Below are 21308 nucleotides of genomic sequence, written 5' to 3' on the forward strand. Positions count from 1 at the left end.
GATCGCGCCCGGAGACGCAGACGCCTCTATGATGTTAAACCAACTAGCCTGCAAATCCACCCAATGAAACGCTTGCTTGATGACTTCTCAGCTTCCGCCCCGTGACTGGACCGCCATCCGCTGGCCCGATATCGCCGGGGACGCGGCCGCGCGCTGGATCGCGGTGCTGCCGCTGGCCGCGACCGAGCAGCACGGGCCGCATTTGCCGCTCGGAACCGACGTCATGATCGGTGAGGCCTATCTGGCGCGGGTGCGCGAGCTGCTGCCGGCGGCGATGCCGGCGACGTTCCTGCCGCTACAGCCGGTCGGGATCTCGACCGAGCACATCGATTTTCCGGGCACGCTAACCCTGCCGACCAGGGTGGCGCTGAACAGCTGGATGGCGCTCGGCGTGGGCGTGGCGCGCGCCGGGGTGAAGAAGCTCGTGATGGTGACGAGCCATGGCGGCAACTCCGCCGCGATGCAGCTGGTGGCGCAGGATTTGCGCGCGCAACACGGCATGCTGGTGGTGACGACGAGCTGGTCGCGCTTCGGTACGCCGGATGGGCTGTTCGATGCCGACGAATTGCGCCACGGCATCCATGGCGGCGCGGTCGAGACCTCGATCATGCTGGCGAAATATCCGCAAGCCGTGCGCCAGGATGCGATCGCGGACTTCAAGCCCGCCAGCGTAAAAATCGAAAAGGATTATCGCTTGCTGTCGACGCAACGGCCGGCGCCGTTCGCCTGGCAGGCGCAGGACCTCAACCCGAGCGGCGCGATCGGCGATGCGACCAAGGCCTCGGCCGAGAAGGGCGAGCAGCTGATCGAGCACGGCGCAGGCGCGTTCTGCGAGCTGCTCGCCGACGTCGACAAGTTCGATCCGAGCATCTTTCGCGGCAGCTGATCGGAATTGCTTCGTCGGAGCAGTGGCGACGAAACAATTCACGAAGCCATATTTCCGGTCTCATCTCTCGAACCGGAACCGGACAGCCTCCGTCCAACGGGCATGCGGACCACACCGGCGCCGCGCTCGCAGGATGGAGCATTCCATGTCGATCAAGACCAAGTTTGCCGCCCTCGCCCTCACCGCGCTCGCCGTGACCGGCACCATCGCTTCCACCACCTCGCAGGCCGAAGCCAGGCCGTATGGCTGGGGCTGGGGCGTTGGCGCAGGCCTCGTCGGCGCCGCCGTTGTCGGCAGCGCGATCGCGGTCAGCGACGGCTACTACTACAACGGCGGCTATCGGCGCTGCGCCTGGGTGCGCCAGTACGACGGCTTCGGCAACTACATCGGCCGCGTGCGCTCCTGCTACTGATCGACATCTAAGGCTGCGGATCCTGTGTTCGACACGGGTCCTCATCCACCCCGTGTCGCAACAGACCCGCCCGGTAATCCCCCCGGGCGGGTCAATGCTGTGAGCTCGCGACAGGCGGGCCCAGGTCACAGATATTTTGCGATCAGCCTGAAGTCGCGCAGCACGGCGCGGCCCTTCGGACCTCCGGCCTTCAGCGTGTCTTCCAGGCTGTGGCCGATGTGATCGTGGATCAGCGCCTTCTTGGCGCTTTCGATCGCGCTCTCCACCGCCTGCAATTGCTGGGCGATCTGCGCACAGGGCCGGCCCTGCTCGATCATCTCGACGATAGTCTCGAGATGGCCGTTGGCACGCTTGAGGCGGCGGGCGATCGCGGCGTGCGGATGGTCGTCGGACATGCGGTTCTCCTATCCTCCCGGGAGGATAATCACGATCCTCCCGGGAGGATAGTAGAATCGGCTTGACAGGCCATTGTGCCGGGCGTAGTGCCCGATTGCTGGAACAATCGTTCCGCACCGGGGCTTTGTCCCCGAACACCAACCCGACCACGAGCCAGCACAGAAGGCACATGGGCAGTAGCAACTCTGGCGACAGTAGCCCCGCGACGCCGGGACCATTGACGCCGCAACACAGCAAGACTGATCGCGCAGATATCGCCTGCGTGGACAGGTGGTCACGCCTCACGTAACCGCCCGCTCCTCACCGGCCTGCCGCGACCAGCGGAAGTGGAGGTGAGCGATGTTCGAAAAGCTCGCAAGATTCCGGCAAGCAAGCCCGCGGCGCGTTGTCGAGCCGCGGCGCATGCCGCCGCGCGCGGCCATGCATTGCAATGACAACCTGCCGGGCTTTCGCTGCCCGGCGGACCGTCGGCGTCCAACCCCGGCCTGTCATTGGGTCCTGATCGACGGCCGGCTGGAATGCCGGTGGACCATCGACGACACCAGCGGCGATCTCGATCAGCAGCGACGCGCGGGCCGACGCCTTGGCCCGCGCGCAACGTCAACGCGCCACGTGGTGAAAGCCGCGGCGCGGATTTAGGAGGCCGACATGGACGAAGGACCTAGTTGCCCCGTTGCGCGCCACTCAGGCGCAGCAGCGGGATTTTCGAACGACATGACATCTGGAAATGCCGCTGCTCACGGCAGCGGAGACGTGCGCGCCTGACGGCTCCGCGTCCCTCAGCCGTGCCCCAGGGGGCGGCGAGGAGACGCGAAATGACCGAAACCACGACCACCCCAACCGCCATTCTCGATACCGCGCATGCCGGCGACATCCATGGCGCGCTCGGCAGCATCGCCCGCGACGACACCGCGCCGCGCGCGACCTGGCTGGCCCGGCTGAAGACACTGCTCGCGATCGTCGGCCCCGGCCTGATCGTGATGGTCGGCGACAATGATGCCGGCGCGTTCGGTACCTACACCCAGGCCGGACAGAATTACGGCACCACGCTGCTGTGGACGCTGTTGCTCCTGATCCCGGTGCTCTATGTCAACCAGGAGATGGTGGTGCGGCTCGGAGCAGTCACCGGCGTCGGCCATGCGCGGCTGATCTTCGAGCGCTTCGGCAAATTCTGGGGCGCCTTCAGCGTCATCGACCTCCTGGTGCTGAACGCGCTGACCATCGTCACCGAATTCATCGGCATCACGCTCGCGCTGAGCTTTCTCGGCGTCTCGCAGTTCTGGGGCGTATTGGCCTCGGCGGCGATCGTAATGCTGGCGGTCTCGACCGGAGACTTCCGCCGCTTCGAACGCTTCGGTATCGTGCTGGTGGTCGGCAGCCTGCTCCTGGTGCCGGTCATCCTGATGGTGCATCCGCCGATCGGGCAGATCGCGGCCGATTTCTTCGTGCCGAAGATGCCGCACGACGCCAAGCTCAGCGAGGTGATGCTGCTGATCGTCGCCATCGTCGGCACCACGGTGGCGCCATGGCAATTGTTCTTCCAGCAGAGCTACATCGTCGACAAGCGGATCACACCGCGCTTCATCCGCTATGAGCGGATGGATCTGTGCATCGGCATCGTGCTGGTGGTGGTCGGCGCCGTGGCGATCATCTCGTTCTGTGCGGCGGTGTTCGCCGGACGGCCCGAATTCGGAAATTACACCGACGCGCTGGGAACCGCGGTCGGGCTCGAGAAATATGCCGGCCGGCTGCCGGCGGTGCTGTTCGCCCTTGCGCTGCTCGATGCCTGCATCATCGGCGCGGCGGCGGTCTCGCTCGCAACGGCTTACGCGATCGGCGACGTGTTCGCGGTCAAGCATTCGCTGCACCGCAAGCTGTGGGATGCGAAGGGCTTCTACACCGTCTATTGCGGCCTCATCGTGCTCGCCGCCGTGCTGGTGCTGACGCCAGGTACGCCGCTCGGGCTGCTCACCAATGCGGTGCAGACGCTGGCCGGCGTGCTGTTGCCCAGCGCAACCGTGTTCCTGCTCCTGCTGTGCAACGACCGCCACATCCTCGGGCCCTGGGTCAACTCGACCAGGCTGAACCTGTTCACGGGCGCGGTGGTCGCGGCATTGGTGATGCTGTCGGTGATCCTGACTGCGGCGGTGCTATTCCCCGACCTCAGCGAGCAATGGATCATCGGCATCCTCGTCGGCGGCAGCGGGCTTGCGCTCGCGGTCACCGCGCTCGTCAAGCTGTACGAGATGTCGTCGCACCGTAACGCCTCCTTCCGCCCCAAACTGAGGCCGCCGCTGTTCGACCGCGACAGCTGGCGGATGCCGCCGCTCGACCGGCTGCCAAAGGCGCGCCTCAGCCCGCTGAGCCGGATCTGGATGCTGGTGCTGCGTGGCTATCTGGTCGTCGCCGCCGGTCTCGTGCTGCTGCGGATCGTCCAGCTCGCCACGGTGGGAGCGTGACCGCGCCTAGCCGCGGACGGCGATGGGGCGCGATCGTGTTGCTCAGGCTGGCAAGCGCCATCCTGCGCGGCGCGACCGCGCTCTATCAGCGACGCGTGATTTCAGACGCCGGGATGCGGACGGCGCTGTCCATGGCGCGATGTGTCGAACGGGCCGGCGCCAGAGTCGTGCTCGGCCGGGCATCGCAGCAGGTATTCATCAAAACGAGGGACGAAGAGAATGGCGGCATCGATTGAACGGTCGGGCGTCGACCCGTTTGCCACAGAAGCCTGGCCGATCGCGGCTGTTAGGGCCGGCCGGCGCGCGCTGTTACGTGACTGTCATGGTGGCGTGCAAATCGAGGAGGTATCTGGGGCGCCTCAGTTGCTATTGCGAATTATTTGCAATAAGCGACTGGGGATGCTAGGTGCTGATCTGGCATTGGATGGAACGATACGGATCGGACCGGGGACGGCGGGCGATGATTTCAAATCTCGGGTGGCAAGCGGCCGCCAAATCTGCAGTGATGCCGGGCGAAACCGCCAACCGTTCGCCGAAAGCCGCGTCATGACCTGCGTCCGCCTCTTCCGGGTTCAGATCGCCGCAGGCGCAGCGCTCGGCGCGGCCACCCTCGTCACGCCGGCGACTGCGGCCGATCTAGCGCTCAAGTCTCCCGCCGCGCGGTCGGTCTACAGCTGGACCGGCTTCTATGTCGGCGCTCATGTCGGCTATGGCGACGGCACGCTCGGCCCCGGCACCAACCCAATTCTGGAACAGGGCGTGTTCTTTCCGCCCACCATCACCGGCGGGATCGGCGGCTTCCAGGTTGGATACAACAAGGAATTCGCCAATCGCTTCGTGCTCGGCGTCGAGGCGGATGCGACATTCACCGGCCCGACCGATTTGCCGCGGCGCACGCTCGGCCCGTTCAACGCGTCGATCGACTATGTCGGCACGGTGCGCGGCCGTGCCGGCTACAGCTTCGGCACCTGGATGCCCTATGTCACCGGCGGCTTCGCCTGGGGACACAGCCAGGTCAGGGTCAACGACACCGACGGCGAGGTGATCTCGGAGCCCGGCCAGTACCAGACCGGCTGGACCGCCGGCGCCGGCGCCGAATTTGCGGTGAGCGGCAATTGGACCGCCAAGGTCGAATACGACTACATCGACCTGTCGCGCCGTACGCTCGGTCTCGCCGATTTCGGCATGCCCGGCGTCAGCATCGACCCGCGCATTCACTTGTTGAAATTCGGCCTGAACTACCAGTTCGGCGACTCGCCGTGGTCGGCGACGCCGGCGCGGACCTTGCTGCCTGAATCCACCGACTGGAGCGTGCACGCGCAGACGACGCTGCTGCCGCAGGGCTACGCCTCGTTCCGTTCGCCGTATTCCGGCACCAACAGCCTTCCCGGCCCCGGGCAGATGCAGCAGACCTGGACCACCACGGCATTTCTCGGCTTGCGGCTCTGGGAGGGCGGCGAGTTCTACTTCAATCCGGAGACCGCGCAGGGCTTTGGCCTCAACGGCACGCTCGGCCTTGCCGGCTTCTCCAACGGCGAAGCGCAGAAGGCCGGCGCGCCATATCCGAAGATCCGGCCGCAGCGCTATTACTTCAAGCAGACCTTCGGTTTCGGCGGCGAGCAGGAAGACGTCGCCGACGGTCCCAACCAGATCGCGGGCAAGCGCGACATCGACCGCCTCACGGTCGTGGTCGGGCGCTTTGCGGTCGGCGATTTCTTCGACGGCAATTCCTACGCCAAGGACCCGCGCGCCGACTTCATGAACTGGGCGATGTGGGCATCCGCTGCCTACGACTTCCCCGCCGATCTGCCCGGCTATACCCGCGGCGCGGTGGTCGAGCTCAACCGCAAGGACTGGGCGGTGCGCGCCGGTGTGTTCCAGGTGCCGAATGCGCCGAACAGCGACGTGCTGGTGTTCAACACCGGCGGTGCGGTGGTGGAGTTCGAGGACCGCTATTCGATCTTCGACCAGCCCGGCAAATTGCGCGTCGGCGTGTTCGGCAATCGCGGCAACACCGGCAATTACGCCCAGGCGCTCGCGATCGAGGACGCCAATCCGGGGCTCGACATCAACGACGTGATGGCAAGCATCCGCAAGGATAATCTCAAGTACGGCTTCTATCTGAACGGCGAGCAGCAGATCGCAACCGATGTCGGCCTGTTCGGCCGTCTCAGCTGGAACGATGGCCAGAACGAGATCCTGTCCTTCACCGATGTCGACCGCAGCATCTCCGGCGGCCTGTCGATCAAGGGCAGCCGTTGGGGACGGGCCAACGACACGATCGGCATCGGCGGTGCGGTCAACGGGCTGTCAGCCGCGCATCGCGACTACCTCGCCGCCGGCGGCCTCGGCCTCCTGATCGGCGACGGCGCGCTGAACTACAGCCCGGAGCGGATCTTCGAAACCTACTACGCCTATCAGGTGAACAAGAACCTGACCTTGACCGCGGACTATCAGTTCATCACCAACCCCGCCTACAACGCCGACCGCGGCCCGGTGCACATCTTCTCCGGCCGCATCCACGGGGAGTTTTAGGGATCGCTACATCCCTCGTCGTCCCGGGCAAGCGAAGCGCGACCCGGGACCCATAACCACCAATGTAAATTGCTGAAGCAGGCTGAGGCCACAGCGATCGCAATCACAAGACCCTGTGGTTATGGGTCCCGGCTTTCGCCGGGACGACAGCGAGTTTGTCGCGCCGGCATGTAGCCTAGCGTAGCCCATATGAAGCGCAACGAAATCCGCGGCCGCTTTATCCGCGAGGCAAAGAATCCCGGATTGCGCCTCGCTGCATCCGGGCTACGGATTCTCTGGCAATGATGGCTGGATTGGTTGGGGCGGCAAAAACCCTCTCCCCACTCAGATATATGTAGACCCCCCGGGCTTGCCGCAAGCCCGGGGTCATTCCGTAGAACGCGCGCCCAATCGAACCGAGGGAGTGCGGGATGAACGAACATCAGGTGGTGATATCAGGCGGGGGTCCGACCGGGTTGATGCTGGCGGGCGAGTTGGCGCTGGCCGGTGTCGATGTTGCGATTGTCGAGCGGCGCGCCAGCCGCGATCTCACCGGCTCGCGCGCCGGCGGGCTGCATGCCCGCACCATCGAGGTGCTCGATCAGCGCGGCATCGCCGACCGCTTCGTGGCGCAGGGGACGCGCCATCCGGCCGTGCTGTTCCACTCGCATCTGGTTCCGCTTGATATCACCGACCTGCCGACCCGACGCAATTACACGCTGGGGCTCTGGCAGACCCATACCGAGCGCATTCTCGGCGAATGGGTCGACGAGCTCGCGGTGCCGATCTATCGCGGGCGCGAGGTGACCGGCTTCACGCAGGACGACAGCGGCGTCGACGTTGCGCTGTCGGACGGCCAATCGTTCCGCGCACAATATCTCGTCGGCTGCGACGGCGGACGCAGCGTGATCCGCAAGACGGCCGGCATCGAATTTGTCGGCTGGGACGCGACAAAAAGCTGGCTGAACGCCGAGGCCCGGATGTCCGGTGAACCGGAATGGGGCATGCGCCAGGACGACACCGGCACCTCAGCGATCGGCAAGGTCGAAGACGGGCGGGTGCGGGTGGTGTTGACCGAGCGGCAACTCGGCGGCGGAAGCGAGCCGACCCTGCGCGACATCAGCGAGGCGCTGATCGCCGTGTACGGCACCGACTTCGGCATCCACAGTCCGCTCTGGATATCGCGGTTCACCGACCTGACCCGGCAGGCCGTGGCCTACCGCAAGCAGCGCGTGCTGCTGGCCGGCGATGCCGCCCATGTGCATCCGCCGATGGGCGGACAGGGCCTCAATATCGGCGTGCAGGACGCGGTGAACCTGGGCTGGAAGCTCGCCCAGGTGGTCAAGCTGACAGCGCCGGACAGCCTGCTCGACAGCTACCATGCCGAGCGGCATCCGGTGGCGGCCCGCGTGCTGCGCAACACCATGGCGCAGGTCGCGCTCGGCCGCACCGATGCGCGCAGCAAGGCGCTGAACGAGATCGTCTCCGAGCTGCTGCGCACGGACGAGCCGCGCAAACAATTCGCCGCGATGATGTCGGGCCTGGACGTTCACTACGATCTCGGCTGTGGCCATCCGTTGCTCGGACGCCGCATGCCCGATCTGGATTTGGTCACCGCAAACGGTCCGCTGCGGGTCTTCGCGCTGCTGCACCAGGCACGACCGGTGCTGCTCAATTTCGGGGAGCCCGGCAGCTTCGACATCACCGGATGGGCCGATCGGGTTCAACTGGTCGACGCCGACACCACCGGCGGGTGGGAGCTTCCCGCAGTCGGACCGGTTTCGGCGCCGACGGCCGTGCTGGTTCGGCCCGACGGCTACGTGGCGTGGGTCGGCGAGCAAACCCGGACAGGGCTCACCGACGCGCTGACCACATGGTTCGGCGCGCCTGCTGTCTGAAAGTGCATTCTGTCATGGCCGGGCTTGCTGAATGCCTTAGGAAATTTCCGCATCTGCCCGGCTGCCAGCCATCGACGGCCAGCTAACACATGTCATGCGCGATGCACCAGTCCACGCCATTTTCGGGCGCCGGTTTGCCCTTGATCTTCGTCGTTTGCCATCGATAGCCACGGCCGAGCATGCACTGCTTGAATGCAGCGCTATCGGCAAGACCTCGAATGTCACCGGTCTGACCATAGCAAAAATCGAGCGCGGCTTGGGAGACCGCGGCGCTGCGCGGGTGCCCGTGCGGTCTGATGAGATCTCGGTAAACCTCATTGACGACCTGGTCGGCGCGCGCAGCAGCGCAGCTTGCCAGCAGGATGACTGAAATGATGATTGCCCGTTTCATGGCTCGCAACCTTCGTCCTTTGAGTGACCGTCAATAGTCGGTCACGCTCAGCATCGGACTGGTTCGAAGCCGTCCATGACAAATCGGAAAGCCAAGCGGAATGGCAATGCTCAAAGCCGCGCCGCCATGTCGCCTGCTCGCGCATGGCGTCGTTCGTTGCTGCCGCTTTCGCAACGAGACGCGCCCTACCCAGCCGGCTGGAACGAATCCGCGCGCGCCATCGCCCAGGCGTCGCGGTAGCGGCGGTCCTGGGTGCCATCGAGCAACTCGCCGTGGCGCAGCGCCGGATAGAGCTCGGCGAAGGAGGAGACCTCGGTGGTCGATCTCCGCTGCGAGAAGTGGATCGGCCGCAGATCCTTGGTGTGCTCGAGGCCGGCGGCCGCGAGCAGCTCGGTCAGCGCGTGCAGCGTGTTGTGGTGGTAATTGTACACGCGCTCGATCTTGTCGGGCACGTAGAGCGCGCGGTTGCGGATCGGATCCTGCGTCGTCACGCCGGTCGGACAGCGGTCGGTGTGGCAGCTCAAGGACTGGATGCAGCCGAGCGAGAACATGAAGCCGCGCGCCGAATTGCACCAGTCGGCCCCGATCGCCATCGCGCGCGCCATGTCGAAGGCGGTCGCGATCTTGCCGGAGGCGCCGATCCTGATGCGGTCGCGCGCGCCGATGCCGACCAGCGCGTTATGGACGAAATTGACGCCCTCGCGCATCGGCATGCCCAAATGATCCATGAATTCGAGCGGCGCGGCGCCGGTGCCGCCTTCATTGCCGTCGACCACGATGAAGTCGGGATAGAGCCCGCTCTCCTTCATCGCCTTGCAGATCGCCAGGAATTCCCAGGGATGGCCGATGCACATCTTGAAGCCGGCCGGCTTGCCGCCCGACAGTTTGCGCATCTGGGCGACGAATTCCATCATCTGCAGCGGCGTCGAGAACGCCTTGTGATAGGCCGGCGAGATGCAGTCCTCGCCCATCGGCACGCCCCTGATCTTGGAGATCTCCTCCGACACCTTCGCGGCCGGCAGCACGCCGCCGTGGCCGGGCTTGGCGCCCTGGCTGATCTTGAGCTCGACCATCTTGATCTGGTCGTCGCCCGAGACGCTTGCGAACAGCTCCGGATTGAAGGTGCCGTCGCGGTTGCGGCAGCCGAAATAGCCGGAGCCGACCTCCCAGATGATGTCGCCGCCCATCTCGCGATGATAGGGGCTGACGCCGCCCTCGCCGGTGTCATGGGCGAAGCCGCCCTTCTTGGCGCCGGCATTGAGCGCCCGCACCGCGTTCGGGCTGAGCGCGCCAAAACTCATCGCCGAGATGTTGAAGACCGAGGCCGAATACGGCCTGGTGCAGTCGGGACCGCCGATGGTGATACGGAATTTCTGGTCGGCATGCGGCTTCGGCGCCACCGAATGATGCATCCACTCATAGCCCTCGCGGTAGACGTCCTCCTGGGTGCCGAACGGCCGCTTGTCGAGCACCATCTTGGCGCGCTGATAGACCACCGCGCGGGTGTCGCGCGAGAACGGCATGCCGTCCTTCTCGCTCTCGAAGAAATACTGCCGCATCTCCGGGCGGATTTCCTCGAGCAGGAAGCGGACATGCGCCGAGATCGGATAGTTGCGCAGCACCGCATGGCCCTTCTGGGTGAGGTCGCGGATGCCGAGCAATGTCAGCGCGCCGAAGATGATCAGCGGGATCAGAACGATCTTGAACACCTTGGGATCGAAAATCCCGACCAGCAGCAGGAGCGCGGTGACGACGGCGCAGATCGTCAGCACGATGAAGCGTGGCGAGAACGGAAGCAGTATCGTGTCCATGGAAACCCTCAACCGGTCTGCCTGAAATCCCCTGTCGGCCGCGAGCCTAATCCAACTCGCGGAACAAGTGCTACACGGTTATACGGCCGAGCAGTCACAGATGTGACAACCGCCCGGATGGGCGGGTGTCCCTGTCATGATCATTCAAGTTGGTCCCATCTGCTGCAGTGCAACGAGGGAGAGCCGCGCGAAGGCTGCGCTCCCTCTCCCGCTTGCGGGGGAGGGTTGGGGTGGGGGTGCCTCCACACGCGAGGCTCTTTTCCGTGGAGAAAGCCTCCACCCGCATTGCATCTACGATGCAATGCGACCTCCCCCGCAAGCGGGAGAGGTGAAAGCGCCGTTCGCTTAATGGTCGTGCGGCTGTAGCTCGTGCGGAATGTGGCCCGCCTTCAGGCCATCGCTCTCCAGCCACGCGTTGGTGGTGTCGAGGGCGCGTGCGATATGATCCGAGGTCCGGGTGAAATCGTAGGGCGAGCCGACCAGCGGGCAGAGCGGCGGCACGACGAAATACTCGACATCGGGGCCGATGTTCTCGAGCTCGTTGACGAGCTGCCGCGCGATCAGCAGCGTCAGCGCATGCAGCGCGTTGGCGAGCGCGCCGACCGGCGGCGCCTGGTTGGCGCAGGCGTGCCCGGTCGGCAGCACGATCAGGCGCTTCGCCCCATGCTTCACGGCGACGCGAACCGGCGTGTTGCTGGAGATCGCCCCATCGGCCAGGAAACGATCGCGGTAGTGCACCGGCGTGAACGCACCGGGGATCGCGGTCGATGCGATGATCGCCTCCGCCGTCGAGCCTTCCGACAGCACCACGCTGTCGCCGCTGATGATGTCGGTGGTGACGATGTGGATCGGGATCCGGGCGTCCTGAAGATTGCGGAACGGGATGTGGTCGTCGATCAGCTTGCGGACGCCGTCATGCGGGATCAGGAAGTCGCGGCGCCACAGGAAACCGACCAGCGTCCGCCAGGTCACCGGAAACACGTCGTTCCGGTTCAGGCCGCGCCAGATCTCGGCGAGCCGCGCGACGCCCGCGACCGTCGGGTCGCCGGCATAGAACGCACCGTTCAGCGCGCCGACGCTGGAGCCGACCACCATGTCGGCGACGACGCCACGGGCAGCCAGCGCCTGCAGCATGCCGACCTGGACCGCGCCAAAGCTGCCGCCGCCGGCAAACACAAAGGCGGTCTTCGGGGCATCTGGATCGGTGATGGACAAGGTGCAGCTCCCTTACTCGCCGCGTTCGGGAAACGGCTGCGCGGCGTTGGGGGCGTTATAGCAGCGAGGGAATGAACGGCGCCACTCACACCAGTGTCGTCCTGGCGAAAGCCAGGACCCATAATCACAAATGAAAAAGGCTGAAGCCCGATGGGGCCCCAGCCTTCGTCAAATCGGTAGCGGTGGTTATGGGTCCCGGCTCGCGCTTCGCTTGGCCGGGACTACAAGGATCAGCGCTCGACGAACGCCTTCTCGATCACGAAGTGACCGGGGGTGTTGCCGCTGCCTTCCTTGAAGCCGCGGGTCTCGAACAGCTGCTTCAGCTCTTCCAGCATGCCCGGGCTGCCGCACATCATGATGCGGTCGGTCTCGATGTCGAGCGGGCCCTGGTGCAGGTCGGTGAACAGCTGGTTGGAGGTGATCAGGTCGGTGATGCGGCCGCGGTTGCGGAACGGCTCGCGCGTCACGGTCGGATAGTACGACAGCTTCTCGGACAGCAGCGGCCCGAACAATTCGTCGTCGCGCAGCTTGGCGACCAGCTCCTCGCCATAGGCGAGCTCGGAGACCTGGCGGCAGCCATGCACCAGCAGGATCTGATCGTAGTGATCATAGACCTCGGGGTCCTTGATCAGGCTGGCGAACGGCGCAAGGCCGGTGCCGGTCGACAGCAGCATCAGCCGCTTGCCGGGAATCAGATTGTCGGTGATCAGCGTGCCGGTCGCCTTGCGGCCGACCAGGATGGTATCGCCCTCGCGGATCTTCTGCAGCTTGGAGGTGAGCGGGCCGTCCTGCACCTTGATCGAGAAGAACTCGAGCTCTTCCTCATGATTGGCGCTCGCCATCGAATAGGCGCGCAGCAGCGGCCGGCCCTCGACCTCGAGGCCGATCATGGCAAACTGCCCATTCTGGAAGCGGAAACCGGAATCGCGGGTCGCCCGGAAGCTGAAAAGCGTATCGGTCCAGTGCTGAACGGAAAGAACTTTCTCTCGATAGAACGCGCTCATGTGTTTTCGTTTTCTCGACTGACCAGATTTAGAATGGTTTGATTTCTAGACTGCTCGCGACGGCGCAGAAGTGGCCGAAATCACTGAATATCTCGCGTGTCCATTGCGCCTCTACGTGAGATAGTCAAGATCAACTGGCGTGCAATTGCGATCTCGGAATGGCAGTCGTTCGATTTCGCGCAGAGGTTCAACCACGACATCGTTAACGCGTGGTGCTGCACGTAATTTACTTGCTGAGATCGCCATCGATCTGGCAATTAATTGCTACGAAAACGGCGGCGAAGGGAAAATGATCTCGTGGTCCTGATCAGCCAGCGAATCTTCCTGGAAACCATCAAAAAATATTGTCTGGCGCGCGAAATCGCGGTCGAGATGCGCTCCGGCGGCTGGCTGGTCATCATGACCAGGGGCAGCGAACGGCGGCTCGTGATCGGCTACGACATCGGGCTGAACAGCGCGGTCGCGCATCAGGTCGCCAACGACAAATCGGCCTGCGCCGAGGTGCTGGCATCGGCCGGCGTATCAGCCATTCCGCACACGCTGGTTCTCGGCGCGAAGCTCAGCAAGCACATCCCGGGATCGGACTCGCTGGAGGCGATGCAGCGTCTGCTCGAGGAGCATCCGCGCGGGCTTGTCGTCAAACCCAATGAGGGGACATCCGGCGAGCTGGTCTTCCGCGTCACGACGCGCGGGCAGCTGGAGACCGCGATCGCACGCATCCTCGCCGCGCATCCGAGTCTTGCGATCTCGCCTTATGTCGAGATCAAGGACGAGGTGCGCGTGGTGCTGCTCGATGATCGCGCGCTGATCGTCTACGGCAAGACGCGCCCGTCAATGGTTGGCGACGGCATTCACTCACTGCGGGCGCTGGCGCAGGCGGCGGCGACGGCAGAGCAGCTCAAGACCATCACCGAGGATTTTGACGCCGCCGCGCTCGACGCCATTCCGCCCGCCGGCGAACGGCGGCTGCTCAACTGGCGGCACAATCTCGATGCCGGCGCCGAGCCCGTTCTGCTCACTGACGCTGCGACGCGCGACGCCTGCGTCGCGCTCGCGATCAAGGCCGCGCAGGCCGTCGGCATCCGCTTTGCCTCGATCGACGTCGTGCGCGCCGACGGCGCGTGGCAAATCCTCGAGGTGAATTCGGGGGTGAAGATGGAAGCACTGGGCCGCCGTCATCCGGCGCTGGTCGAGGCGGCGTATTCCGCAGCGCTGGATCAGGTGTTCGCGTAACCTCGTCGTCCCGGCGAAGGCCGGGACCCAAAATCACAAATGCATGTTGTTGCGCGATGCTGGGGCCCCAGCTCACATCAACAACATAGTTCTGGGGTTATGGGTCCCGGCCTTCGCCGGGACGACATTGGTGTTGATCCCGCCCCCCTACTGGTTCTCGTCGAGCACCTTGAAGGCCTCTTCGAGTTGCGGCGAGATCGCGACGTTGAGCTTCTCGCCGGTCGGCAGGCGGGCGACGAACCACTTGTTGTAGAGCGGGACGATGTCGCGGTTCGAGGCGAGCCTGCGGAACGCGCGCTCGACCACGGCCTTCATCTGCGGCTCGCCCTTGCGGTACATGATGCCGTAGGGATCGTAGGACAGATAGTCGCCGGTGACGCGGAACTTGTCCTGCGACTTGTGCCGCGCGATCAGGCCGTAGAGCAGGATGTCGTCGGTCGCGAACGCATCGGCCTTGCCGTCCACCAGCATCTGGTAGGACTGCTCGTGGTCGGGCGAGGTCACGATGTTGAGGCCGAGCTGTTGCTTGGCGTCGACATTGTGCATCGCCTGCTCGTTGGTGGTGCCCTTGGTCACCACCACGGTCTTGCCCTTCAGGTCGCCGACCTGGGTGACGCCCGAGGCCCTCGGCACCATCAGCTTGGTGCCGGCCACGAACATCAGCGGCGAGAACGCGACCAGCTTGCCACGCTCGGCATTCGCCGTGGTCGATCCGCATTCGAGATCGATCTTCTTGTCGACGACCGCCGGAATGCGGTCGTCGGAAGTGACCTTGACATAGTCGACCTTGAGGTTGGCGTCGTCGACCTCGGTCCCGATCTCCTCGACGATCGCATCGCACAGCTCGAGGCTGTAGCCGATCGGACGGTTCGAGTGATCGAGGAACGAGAACGGCGGCGAGCTCTCGCGATAGCCGATCCGCACCGTGTGCGTGGCCTTGATGTTGGCGAGCGTGGGACTGAGCCCCTCGCTCGCCGGCTGTGCGGACACCGGACCAGCGAGCAGGCCTGCCGCCAGCAGACATGCTGACAGCAGTAGCCTCTCAGCCCGTATCGGCCTCCAGCGGGCGCGATGCATGCATGCCTCCCGTCAATGGCCGGCCATCACGGCGCCGGGCACCGCATCCTGCGGCACCGCGTCGTCGGGCCCGAGCTCGTGCTCGGCCTTCAGCTCGCCCTCCCACTTCGCAACCACCGCAGTCGCCAGCGAGTTGCCGATCACGTTGGTGGCGCTGCGGCCCATGTCGAGGAAGGTGTCGATGCCCATGATCATCAAAAGCCCGGCCTCGGGGATGTTGAACTGCGCGAGCGTCGAGGCGATCACCACCAGCGAGGCGCGCGGCACGCCGGCCACGCCCTTCGAGGTGATCATCAAGGTCGCCAGCATCGCGAGCTGCGTGCCGAGCGACATCTCGATATGGTAGGTCTGCGCGATGAAGATGCTGGCGAAGGTGCAGTACATCATCGTGCCGTCGAGGTTGAAGGAGTAGCCGAGCGGCAGCACGAAAGCCGAGATGCGCGAGGAGGCGCCGAACCGGTTCAGCCCCTCCAGCGTCTTCGGATAGGCCGCTTCCGAGGAGGCGGTCGAGAACGCGATCATCAGCGGCTCGCGGATCAGCCGCAGCAGATGGCTGTAGCGTGGCCCGATCGCGATGAACCCGACGATGACCAGGATGCTCCACAGAATCAGCAGCGAGAGATAGAAGCCGCCCATGAAGACGATCAGCTTCCAGAGCACGCCGAGGCCGTTCTTCGAGACGGTGGCCATGATCGCTGCCCACACCGCGAGCGGGGCGAACAGCATCACATAGCCCGTGACCTTGAGCATGATGTGCGCGAGGTCGTCGATCAGGCCCATGATCGGCTTGGCCCGCTCAGGCATGGCGCCGAGCGCGACCGCGAAGAACACCGCGAACACCACGATCTGCAGGATCTCGTTCTGCGCCATCGCGTCCGCAATCGAGGTCGGGATCAAATGGGTCAAGAATTTTTCAAAGGAGAAAGCCGACACCGGCAGGCCGGTCGACTGCGCCTTGTCGGGCAGCGTGCCGGGGAAGTTGGCGCCGGGCTGCAGCAAATTGACCATCAAGAGGCCGAGCAGCAGCGAGACAAATGATGCGGTGACGAACCAGCCCATGGTCTTGGCGAAGATGCGGCCGAGACGGGCGCCGCTTCCCATATGGGCGATGCCGCCGACGAGGGTTGCGAACACGAGCGGCGCAATGATCATCTTGATCAGGCGCAGGAACAGCATCGCGATCAAATTGACGTCTGCTGCGATCTCGGCACGGCTGTCAGGAAAATAGTTGAAGACAATCGTCCCCATCGCGATGCCAAGGACCATCGCAATCAGGATGTACTGCGTAAACCTGTTCGACATTCTCTTACCCCCGTAAGTTCCCGACGAACGGCAAGTGTGGCAGATTTACGCAGCTAAGCAACACGCTTCGCGCCGAGCGGGCCTTTGCCGAAATGTTCCCGTTGTGGAATGCCAGCGCGAGGACTAGCGTTCATGCAGCGCACAATCTGTGCAGAGAGCTGCGCGCACCGCAGTCAAACTGCATGCGAAACGACCAACGCGAGGGGAGACACCGCCAATGAACGATACCTTCAATCGCCAGATCCTGCTTGTTGAAAAGCCCACCGGCAAGCTTGGCCCCGAGCATTTCCGTCTGACCAACGGTGCGATCCCCGAGCCGAAAGACGGCGAGGCGCTGGTGCGAACGCGCTACATCTCGCTCGACGCCGCCAACCGCGCCTGGATGCACGGCGCCACCTACCGCGCCGCGGTCGAGGCCAACACCGTGATGGCCGGCGGCGGCATCGCCGAAGTCGTGGCGTCGAAGGACCCCGGCCTGAAGCCGGGCGACATCGTGTTCGGCGACACCGGCTGGCAGGATTTTGCCGCGGTGCCCGCCAGGCATCTGACCAAGATGCCGAAGCTCGAGCCGATGACGCATCTGCTCAGCGTGTACGGCATCGCCGGCCTGACCGCCTATTTCGGCCTGCTCCATGTCGGCAAGCCCAAGGAGGGCGAGACCGTGGTGGTGTCGGCCGCCGCGGGCTCGGTCGGCTCGATCGTCGGGCAAATCGCAAAGATCAAGGGCTGCCGGGTCGTCGGCATCGCCGGCGGCAAGGACAAGTGCCACTGGCTGACAAGCGAGCTCGGCTTCGATGCCGCGGTCGACTACAAGGACGGCGCCACTTACAAAGCGCTGCGCGCCGCCGCCTCGAAGGGCATCGACGTCTATTTCGACAATGTCGGCGGCGACATCCTGGAGGCTTGTCTGGCGCAGATGAACAATCGCGGCCGCATCGCCTGCTGCGGCGCGATCTCGCAATATGACGGCGTCCCCTCCGCGCACGGCCCGCGCGGCGTACCCGGCCTGATCGTGGTGAAGCGGCTCGTCATGCAGGGCTTCATCGTGATGGACTACATGGACCAGAGCCAGGCCGCCCTCGCCGACCTGCAGTCCTGGGTCGCCTCGGGCAAGCTCAAGGTGCAGGAGGACGTGATCGACGGGATCGAGAACACCCCGCAAGCACTGATCGGGCTCTTGGCCGGCGAGAACCGCGGCAAGCGCATGGTGAAGGTATAGGCGGGAAGTACGACGCCGTAGGGTGGGTTAGCGAAGCGTAACCCACCACTTCTATCCCCGCGGCACGGTGGGTTACGCCTTCCGCCTGCGCTCGTTGAGCCACGGCGCACGTAGTCGGCTAACCCACCCTACGCAGCCCAATCCCGTCATCCCCGCGCAAAGGCTTCGCCTTTGTCGCTGGAGGTACGCGCCCTTGCGCGCCTCGAAGGATGCACGGCCCGGCTGCGGCAGCGCGGAGAAAGCCGGACCGTTCGCCCTTCGAGACGGCCGCTTCGCGGCCCCCTCAGGGTGACGGGGATGGATTGGGTTGCGCGGCCCTAATGCACCGTGCCTGGCGCCTGCGGTGCGGCTTGCGGCGGGGCGACCTGGCCCTTTTTCGCCTTGCGCCAGTTCTCGAACGTCTGCACCACGACGAAGAATGCCGGCACGAACAGCACGGCGAGGCAGGTCGAGGCGATCATGCCGGAGAACACGGTGATGCCGATCGACTTGCGGGCGTTGGCGCCGGCGCCGGTCGCGAGCACCAGCGGCAGCACGCCGAGGATGAAGGCGAACGACGTCATCAGGATCGGCCGGAAGCGGGCGCGCGCCGCATCGATCGCCGAGTCCAGGACCGACCGCCCGTCACGCAGATGGTGCTCGAGCGCGACCTCGACGATCAGGATCGCGTTCTTGGCCGACAGCGCGATCAACAGGATGATGCCGATCTGGGTATAGAGGTTGTTCTCGATCCGGAGGCTAAGCAGCACCAGCGTCGGGCCGAGCAGCGACAACGGCACGGCCAGGATCACCGAGATCGGCGCATACCAGCTCTCATATTGTCCTGCGAGCACGAGGTAGACCAGCAACAGCGCCAGCGCGAACACATAGTAGATCTGGCCGCCGACCTCCTTCTCCTGATACGACATCGCCGTCCACTCGAAGCCCGAACCCGGCGGCAGCGTCTTTGCCGCGATCTCCTCCATCAGCGACATCGACTGGCCGGACGAATAGCCCTGCGCCGGCAGACCGATGATGGTGGCGGACGGATAGAGGTTGTAGAGGCTGATCAGCGACGGCCCGACCGACGGCGTGATCTTCGCCACCGTGCCGAGCGGGATCATGTCGCCATTGCTGTTGCGCACCATCATGTTCTCGATATCGCGCAGCGACAGGCGGTACTGTGCCTCGGCCTGGGTGTAGACCTGGAAGGTGCGGCCGAACTTGGTGAACTGGTTGACGTAGCTGGCGCCGAGATAGGTCGACAGCGCCGCGAAGATCTGGTCGGTGGTGACGTGCAGGATCTGGGTCTTGATCCGATCGACCTCGACATCGAACTGCGGCACCATCGAGCGGAACGACGATTGCACCCGCTGCAGCGCGCTCTGGGTCTGGGCATTGGCCACGATCGCCCCGGTGACCGCCTGCAGCTTGCCGTAGTCGGCGTTGCCGTCGCGCAGCTCGACCTGCATGGCAAAGCCGGCGGCATTGCCGATGCCCTGGATCGGCGGCGGCGGGATCACCAGGATGCGCGCCTCCGGGATCACCGCGAGCTTGTCGTTGAGCCCGTAGACCAGCGAACGCAGATCCTCGCCCGGCCCGCGCGCGCTCCAGTCCTTCAGAATCAGGTAGGCGACGCCGGCATTGGCGAGGCTCGAGGAGTTGTCGAGCGCGGAGATGCCGGCGATCGAGACCACCTGGTCGACACCCGGCGTCTTGCGGGCAATCTCGGTGACCCTGTCGAGCACCTGCTGGGTACGGTCGAGCGCTGAGCCGTCGGGCAACTGCACCGCGGCGAGCAGATAGCCCTGGTCCTCGATCGGGATGAATCCGGTCGGCACCCGCGACAGGCCGTAGCCGGCGAGCCCGATGATAACAAGCGCGACCGCGACCGAGGTCTTGGCATGCCCGGCAATGCCGCCGACGACGCGTGTATAGCCACGCTCCAGCCGGTCATAGACCGCGTTGAAGCCGCGATAGAAGAAGTTGCGCTGCTCGGGCGGCGCGGGCGGACGCAGCCACAGCGCGCATTGCGTCGGCTTCAACGTCGCGGCATTGACCGCGCTGAGCAGCGCGGTCGCGGCGATCACCAGCGCGAACTGCGCGTACATCCGCCCGGTCAGCCCCGGCAGGAACGCCGCCGGCAAAAACACCGAGATCAGCACTAGCGTGATGCCGACGATCGGCGCGAACAATTCGTCCATCGCCTTGATTGCGGCGTCGTGGCCCGACATGCCGCGCTCGATACTATGCGCCGCGCCCTCGACCACGACGATAGCGTCGTCGACCACGATGCCGATCGCCAGCACAATCGCAAACAGCGTCGAGAGGTTGATGGTGAAGCCGAGCGCGGCCATGCCTGCGAACGCGCCGATGATCGTGACCGGCACCGTGGTCGCCGGCACCAGCATCGCCCGCCAGTCCTGCAGGAAGACCAGGATCACGACCAGCACCAGCAAGCCCGCCTCGATCAGCGTCTTGTAGACCTCCTCGATCGAGGCGTTGACGAATTTGGTGGTGTCGAACGGTGTGTCGTATCTGATGTCCTGCGGGAACCGTTTGGCCAGCTCCGCCATCTTCTTCTCGACCGCCTTTTCGACCTGCAGCGCATTGGCACCCGGCGACTGGAACACGCCGATGCCGGTCGCCGGCTTCTGGTTCAGCGAGAAGATCTGGCTGTAGGTCTGCGCACCGAGCTCGACCCAGCCGACGTCGCGGACGCGGGTGACGTCGCCGACAGTGCCGGTCTTGACGATGATGTCCTCGAACTGGCTCTTGTCGTCGAGCCGGCCGTTGACGTTCAGCGTGTACTGGAACGCCTGCCCCGCCGGCGTCGGCGGTGCGCCGACCTGACCGGCGGTGACCTGCTGGCTCTGCTGCTGGATCGCCTGGATGACGTCCTGCGGCACCAGCCCGCGGACCTGCAGCTTGTTCGGATCGAGCCAGACCCGCATCGAATATTGCCCGGCACCGAACACCGTGACGTTGCCGACACCCGGCAGGCGCGACAGCTCGTCGCGGATGTTGATGGTGGCGTAGTTCGACAGGAACAGGCTGTCGTAAGTCTTGTTCGGCGAGGTCAGCGTCACAAACAGCAGGATCGAGGTCGACTTCTTCTGCACCGTGACGCCCTGGTTTTGCACCGAAGTCGGCAGCTGCGACAGCGCCGAGGAGACGCGGTTCTGCACCAGCACCTGCGCGAAGTTGAGATCGGTGCCGATCTTGAAGGTCACCGTGAGCGTGTAGGTGCCGTCTGCGCCGCTGTAGGACTGCATGTACAGCATGTCCTCGACGCCGTTGACCTGCTGCTCGATCGGCAGCGCCACGGTGTCGACCACCGTCTTGGCCGATGCACCGGGATAGCGCGTCGTCACCTGCACCGTCGGCGGTACCACGTCGGGATATTGTGCGACCGCGAGATTGTACAGCGCCACGCCGCCAAGCAGGATCATCAGGATCGCGATGACGTTGGAAAGGACCGGGCGCTCGATGAAGAATTTCGAGATCATGGC

At 64.8% G+C, this 21308-nt stretch carries 17 protein-coding genes; 9 read left to right on the top strand and 8 right to left on the bottom strand.

From position 1 onward, the window contains the following. Nucleotides 1-79: 79 nt before the first annotated feature. Entirely contained in the window at nt 80-886 is an 807-nt protein-coding gene (locus tag G6P99_RS45570; protein ID WP_029083227.1) for a creatininase family protein, read from the top strand. A gap of 145 nt (nt 887-1031) precedes the next feature. Beyond that, entirely contained in the window at nt 1032-1298 is a 267-nt protein-coding gene (locus G6P99_RS45575; RefSeq protein ID WP_029083226.1) for a hypothetical protein, read from the top strand. A gap of 125 nt (nt 1299-1423) precedes the next feature. On the opposite strand, the gene G6P99_RS45580 is transcribed toward G6P99_RS45575, so the two are convergent. Then, nucleotides 1424-1693: a metal-sensing transcriptional repressor gene (locus G6P99_RS45580; protein WP_029083225.1), complete on the bottom strand. Its 270-nt coding sequence runs from the start codon at nt 1691-1693 to the stop codon at nt 1424-1426. 340 nt (nt 1694-2033) lie between these two features. On the opposite strand from G6P99_RS45580, the gene G6P99_RS45585 reads away from it, so the two are divergent. The 5 genes from G6P99_RS45585 (at nt 2034) to G6P99_RS45605 (ending at nt 8565) form a co-directional block, all read left to right on the top strand. Next, complete coding sequence (locus G6P99_RS45585; RefSeq protein ID WP_029083224.1) at nt 2034-2333, top strand: hypothetical protein; 300 nt, start codon at nt 2034-2036, stop codon at nt 2331-2333. A 176-nt stretch (nt 2334-2509) separates the two neighbouring features. Beyond that, complete coding sequence (locus G6P99_RS45590) at nt 2510-4153, top strand: NRAMP family divalent metal transporter (RefSeq protein WP_165126801.1); 1644 nt, start codon at nt 2510-2512, stop codon at nt 4151-4153. A gap of 35 nt (nt 4154-4188) precedes the next feature. Further along, complete coding sequence (locus G6P99_RS45595) at nt 4189-4389, top strand: hypothetical protein (protein ID WP_165126803.1); 201 nt, start codon at nt 4189-4191, stop codon at nt 4387-4389. Nucleotides 4390-4699: 310 nt separating this feature from the next. Then, nucleotides 4700-6688, top strand: coding sequence for a carbohydrate porin (locus G6P99_RS45600; protein WP_165126805.1), 1989 nt, complete (start codon nt 4700-4702; stop codon nt 6686-6688). A gap of 410 nt (nt 6689-7098) precedes the next feature. Next, nucleotides 7099-8565, top strand: coding sequence for an FAD-dependent monooxygenase (locus tag G6P99_RS45605; RefSeq protein WP_165126807.1), 1467 nt, complete (start codon nt 7099-7101; stop codon nt 8563-8565). A gap of 82 nt (nt 8566-8647) precedes the next feature. Here G6P99_RS45605 and G6P99_RS45610 read toward each other — a convergent pair whose 3' ends face one another. The 4 genes from G6P99_RS45610 to G6P99_RS45625 form a co-directional block, all read right to left on the bottom strand. Then, complete coding sequence (locus G6P99_RS45610; protein WP_029083220.1) at nt 8648-8956, bottom strand: hypothetical protein; 309 nt, start codon at nt 8954-8956, stop codon at nt 8648-8650. 185 nt (nt 8957-9141) lie between these two features. Continuing rightward, complete coding sequence (locus tag G6P99_RS45615; RefSeq protein ID WP_029083219.1) at nt 9142-10767, bottom strand: FMN-binding glutamate synthase family protein; 1626 nt, start codon at nt 10765-10767, stop codon at nt 9142-9144. Nucleotides 10768-11112: 345 nt separating this feature from the next. Continuing rightward, complete coding sequence (locus G6P99_RS45620) at nt 11113-11982, bottom strand: patatin-like phospholipase family protein (protein WP_029083218.1); 870 nt, start codon at nt 11980-11982, stop codon at nt 11113-11115. 230 nt (nt 11983-12212) lie between these two features. Beyond that, nucleotides 12213-12986, bottom strand: a complete 774-nt coding sequence (locus tag G6P99_RS45625) for a ferredoxin--NADP reductase (protein WP_029083217.1) — start codon at nt 12984-12986, stop codon at nt 12213-12215. 297 nt (nt 12987-13283) lie between these two features. Here G6P99_RS45625 and G6P99_RS45630 point away from each other — a divergent pair, with 297 nt between their 5' ends. Next, nucleotides 13284-14219, top strand: coding sequence for an ATP-grasp domain-containing protein (locus tag G6P99_RS45630; RefSeq protein WP_035977563.1), 936 nt, complete (start codon nt 13284-13286; stop codon nt 14217-14219). A gap of 147 nt (nt 14220-14366) precedes the next feature. Here the strand turns inward: G6P99_RS45630 and G6P99_RS45635 are convergent, their stop codons facing one another. Both G6P99_RS45635 and G6P99_RS45640 read right to left on the bottom strand, forming a co-directional pair. Further along, nucleotides 14367-15296, bottom strand: coding sequence for an amino acid ABC transporter substrate-binding protein (locus G6P99_RS45635; RefSeq protein ID WP_051346551.1), 930 nt, complete (start codon nt 15294-15296; stop codon nt 14367-14369). A 12-nt stretch (nt 15297-15308) separates the two neighbouring features. Beyond that, nucleotides 15309-16598 carry a dicarboxylate/amino acid:cation symporter gene (locus G6P99_RS45640; protein WP_029083214.1) on the bottom strand — a complete coding sequence of 430 codons (1290 nt, stop codon included), beginning with the start codon at nt 16596-16598 and terminating at the stop codon, nt 15309-15311. Nucleotides 16599-16815: 217 nt separating this feature from the next. Here G6P99_RS45640 and G6P99_RS45645 point away from each other — a divergent pair, with 217 nt between their 5' ends. Continuing rightward, the gene (locus tag G6P99_RS45645; RefSeq protein ID WP_029083213.1) at nt 16816-17817 is read left to right on the top strand and encodes an NADP-dependent oxidoreductase; all 1002 of its coding nucleotides are present in this window, start codon (nt 16816-16818) and stop codon (nt 17815-17817) included. Between the two features lie 317 nt (nt 17818-18134). Here G6P99_RS45645 and G6P99_RS45650 read toward each other — a convergent pair whose 3' ends face one another. Further along, a complete protein-coding gene (locus G6P99_RS45650; RefSeq protein WP_029083212.1) occupies nt 18135-21305 on the bottom strand; it encodes an efflux RND transporter permease subunit in 3171 nt (1056 codons plus the stop codon). Between the last annotated feature and the right edge of the window lie 3 nt (nt 21306-21308).

This window comes from Bradyrhizobium sp. 6(2017) (assembly GCF_011058295.2).
Lineage (GTDB): Bacteria > Pseudomonadota > Alphaproteobacteria > Rhizobiales > Xanthobacteraceae > Bradyrhizobium > Bradyrhizobium septentrionale.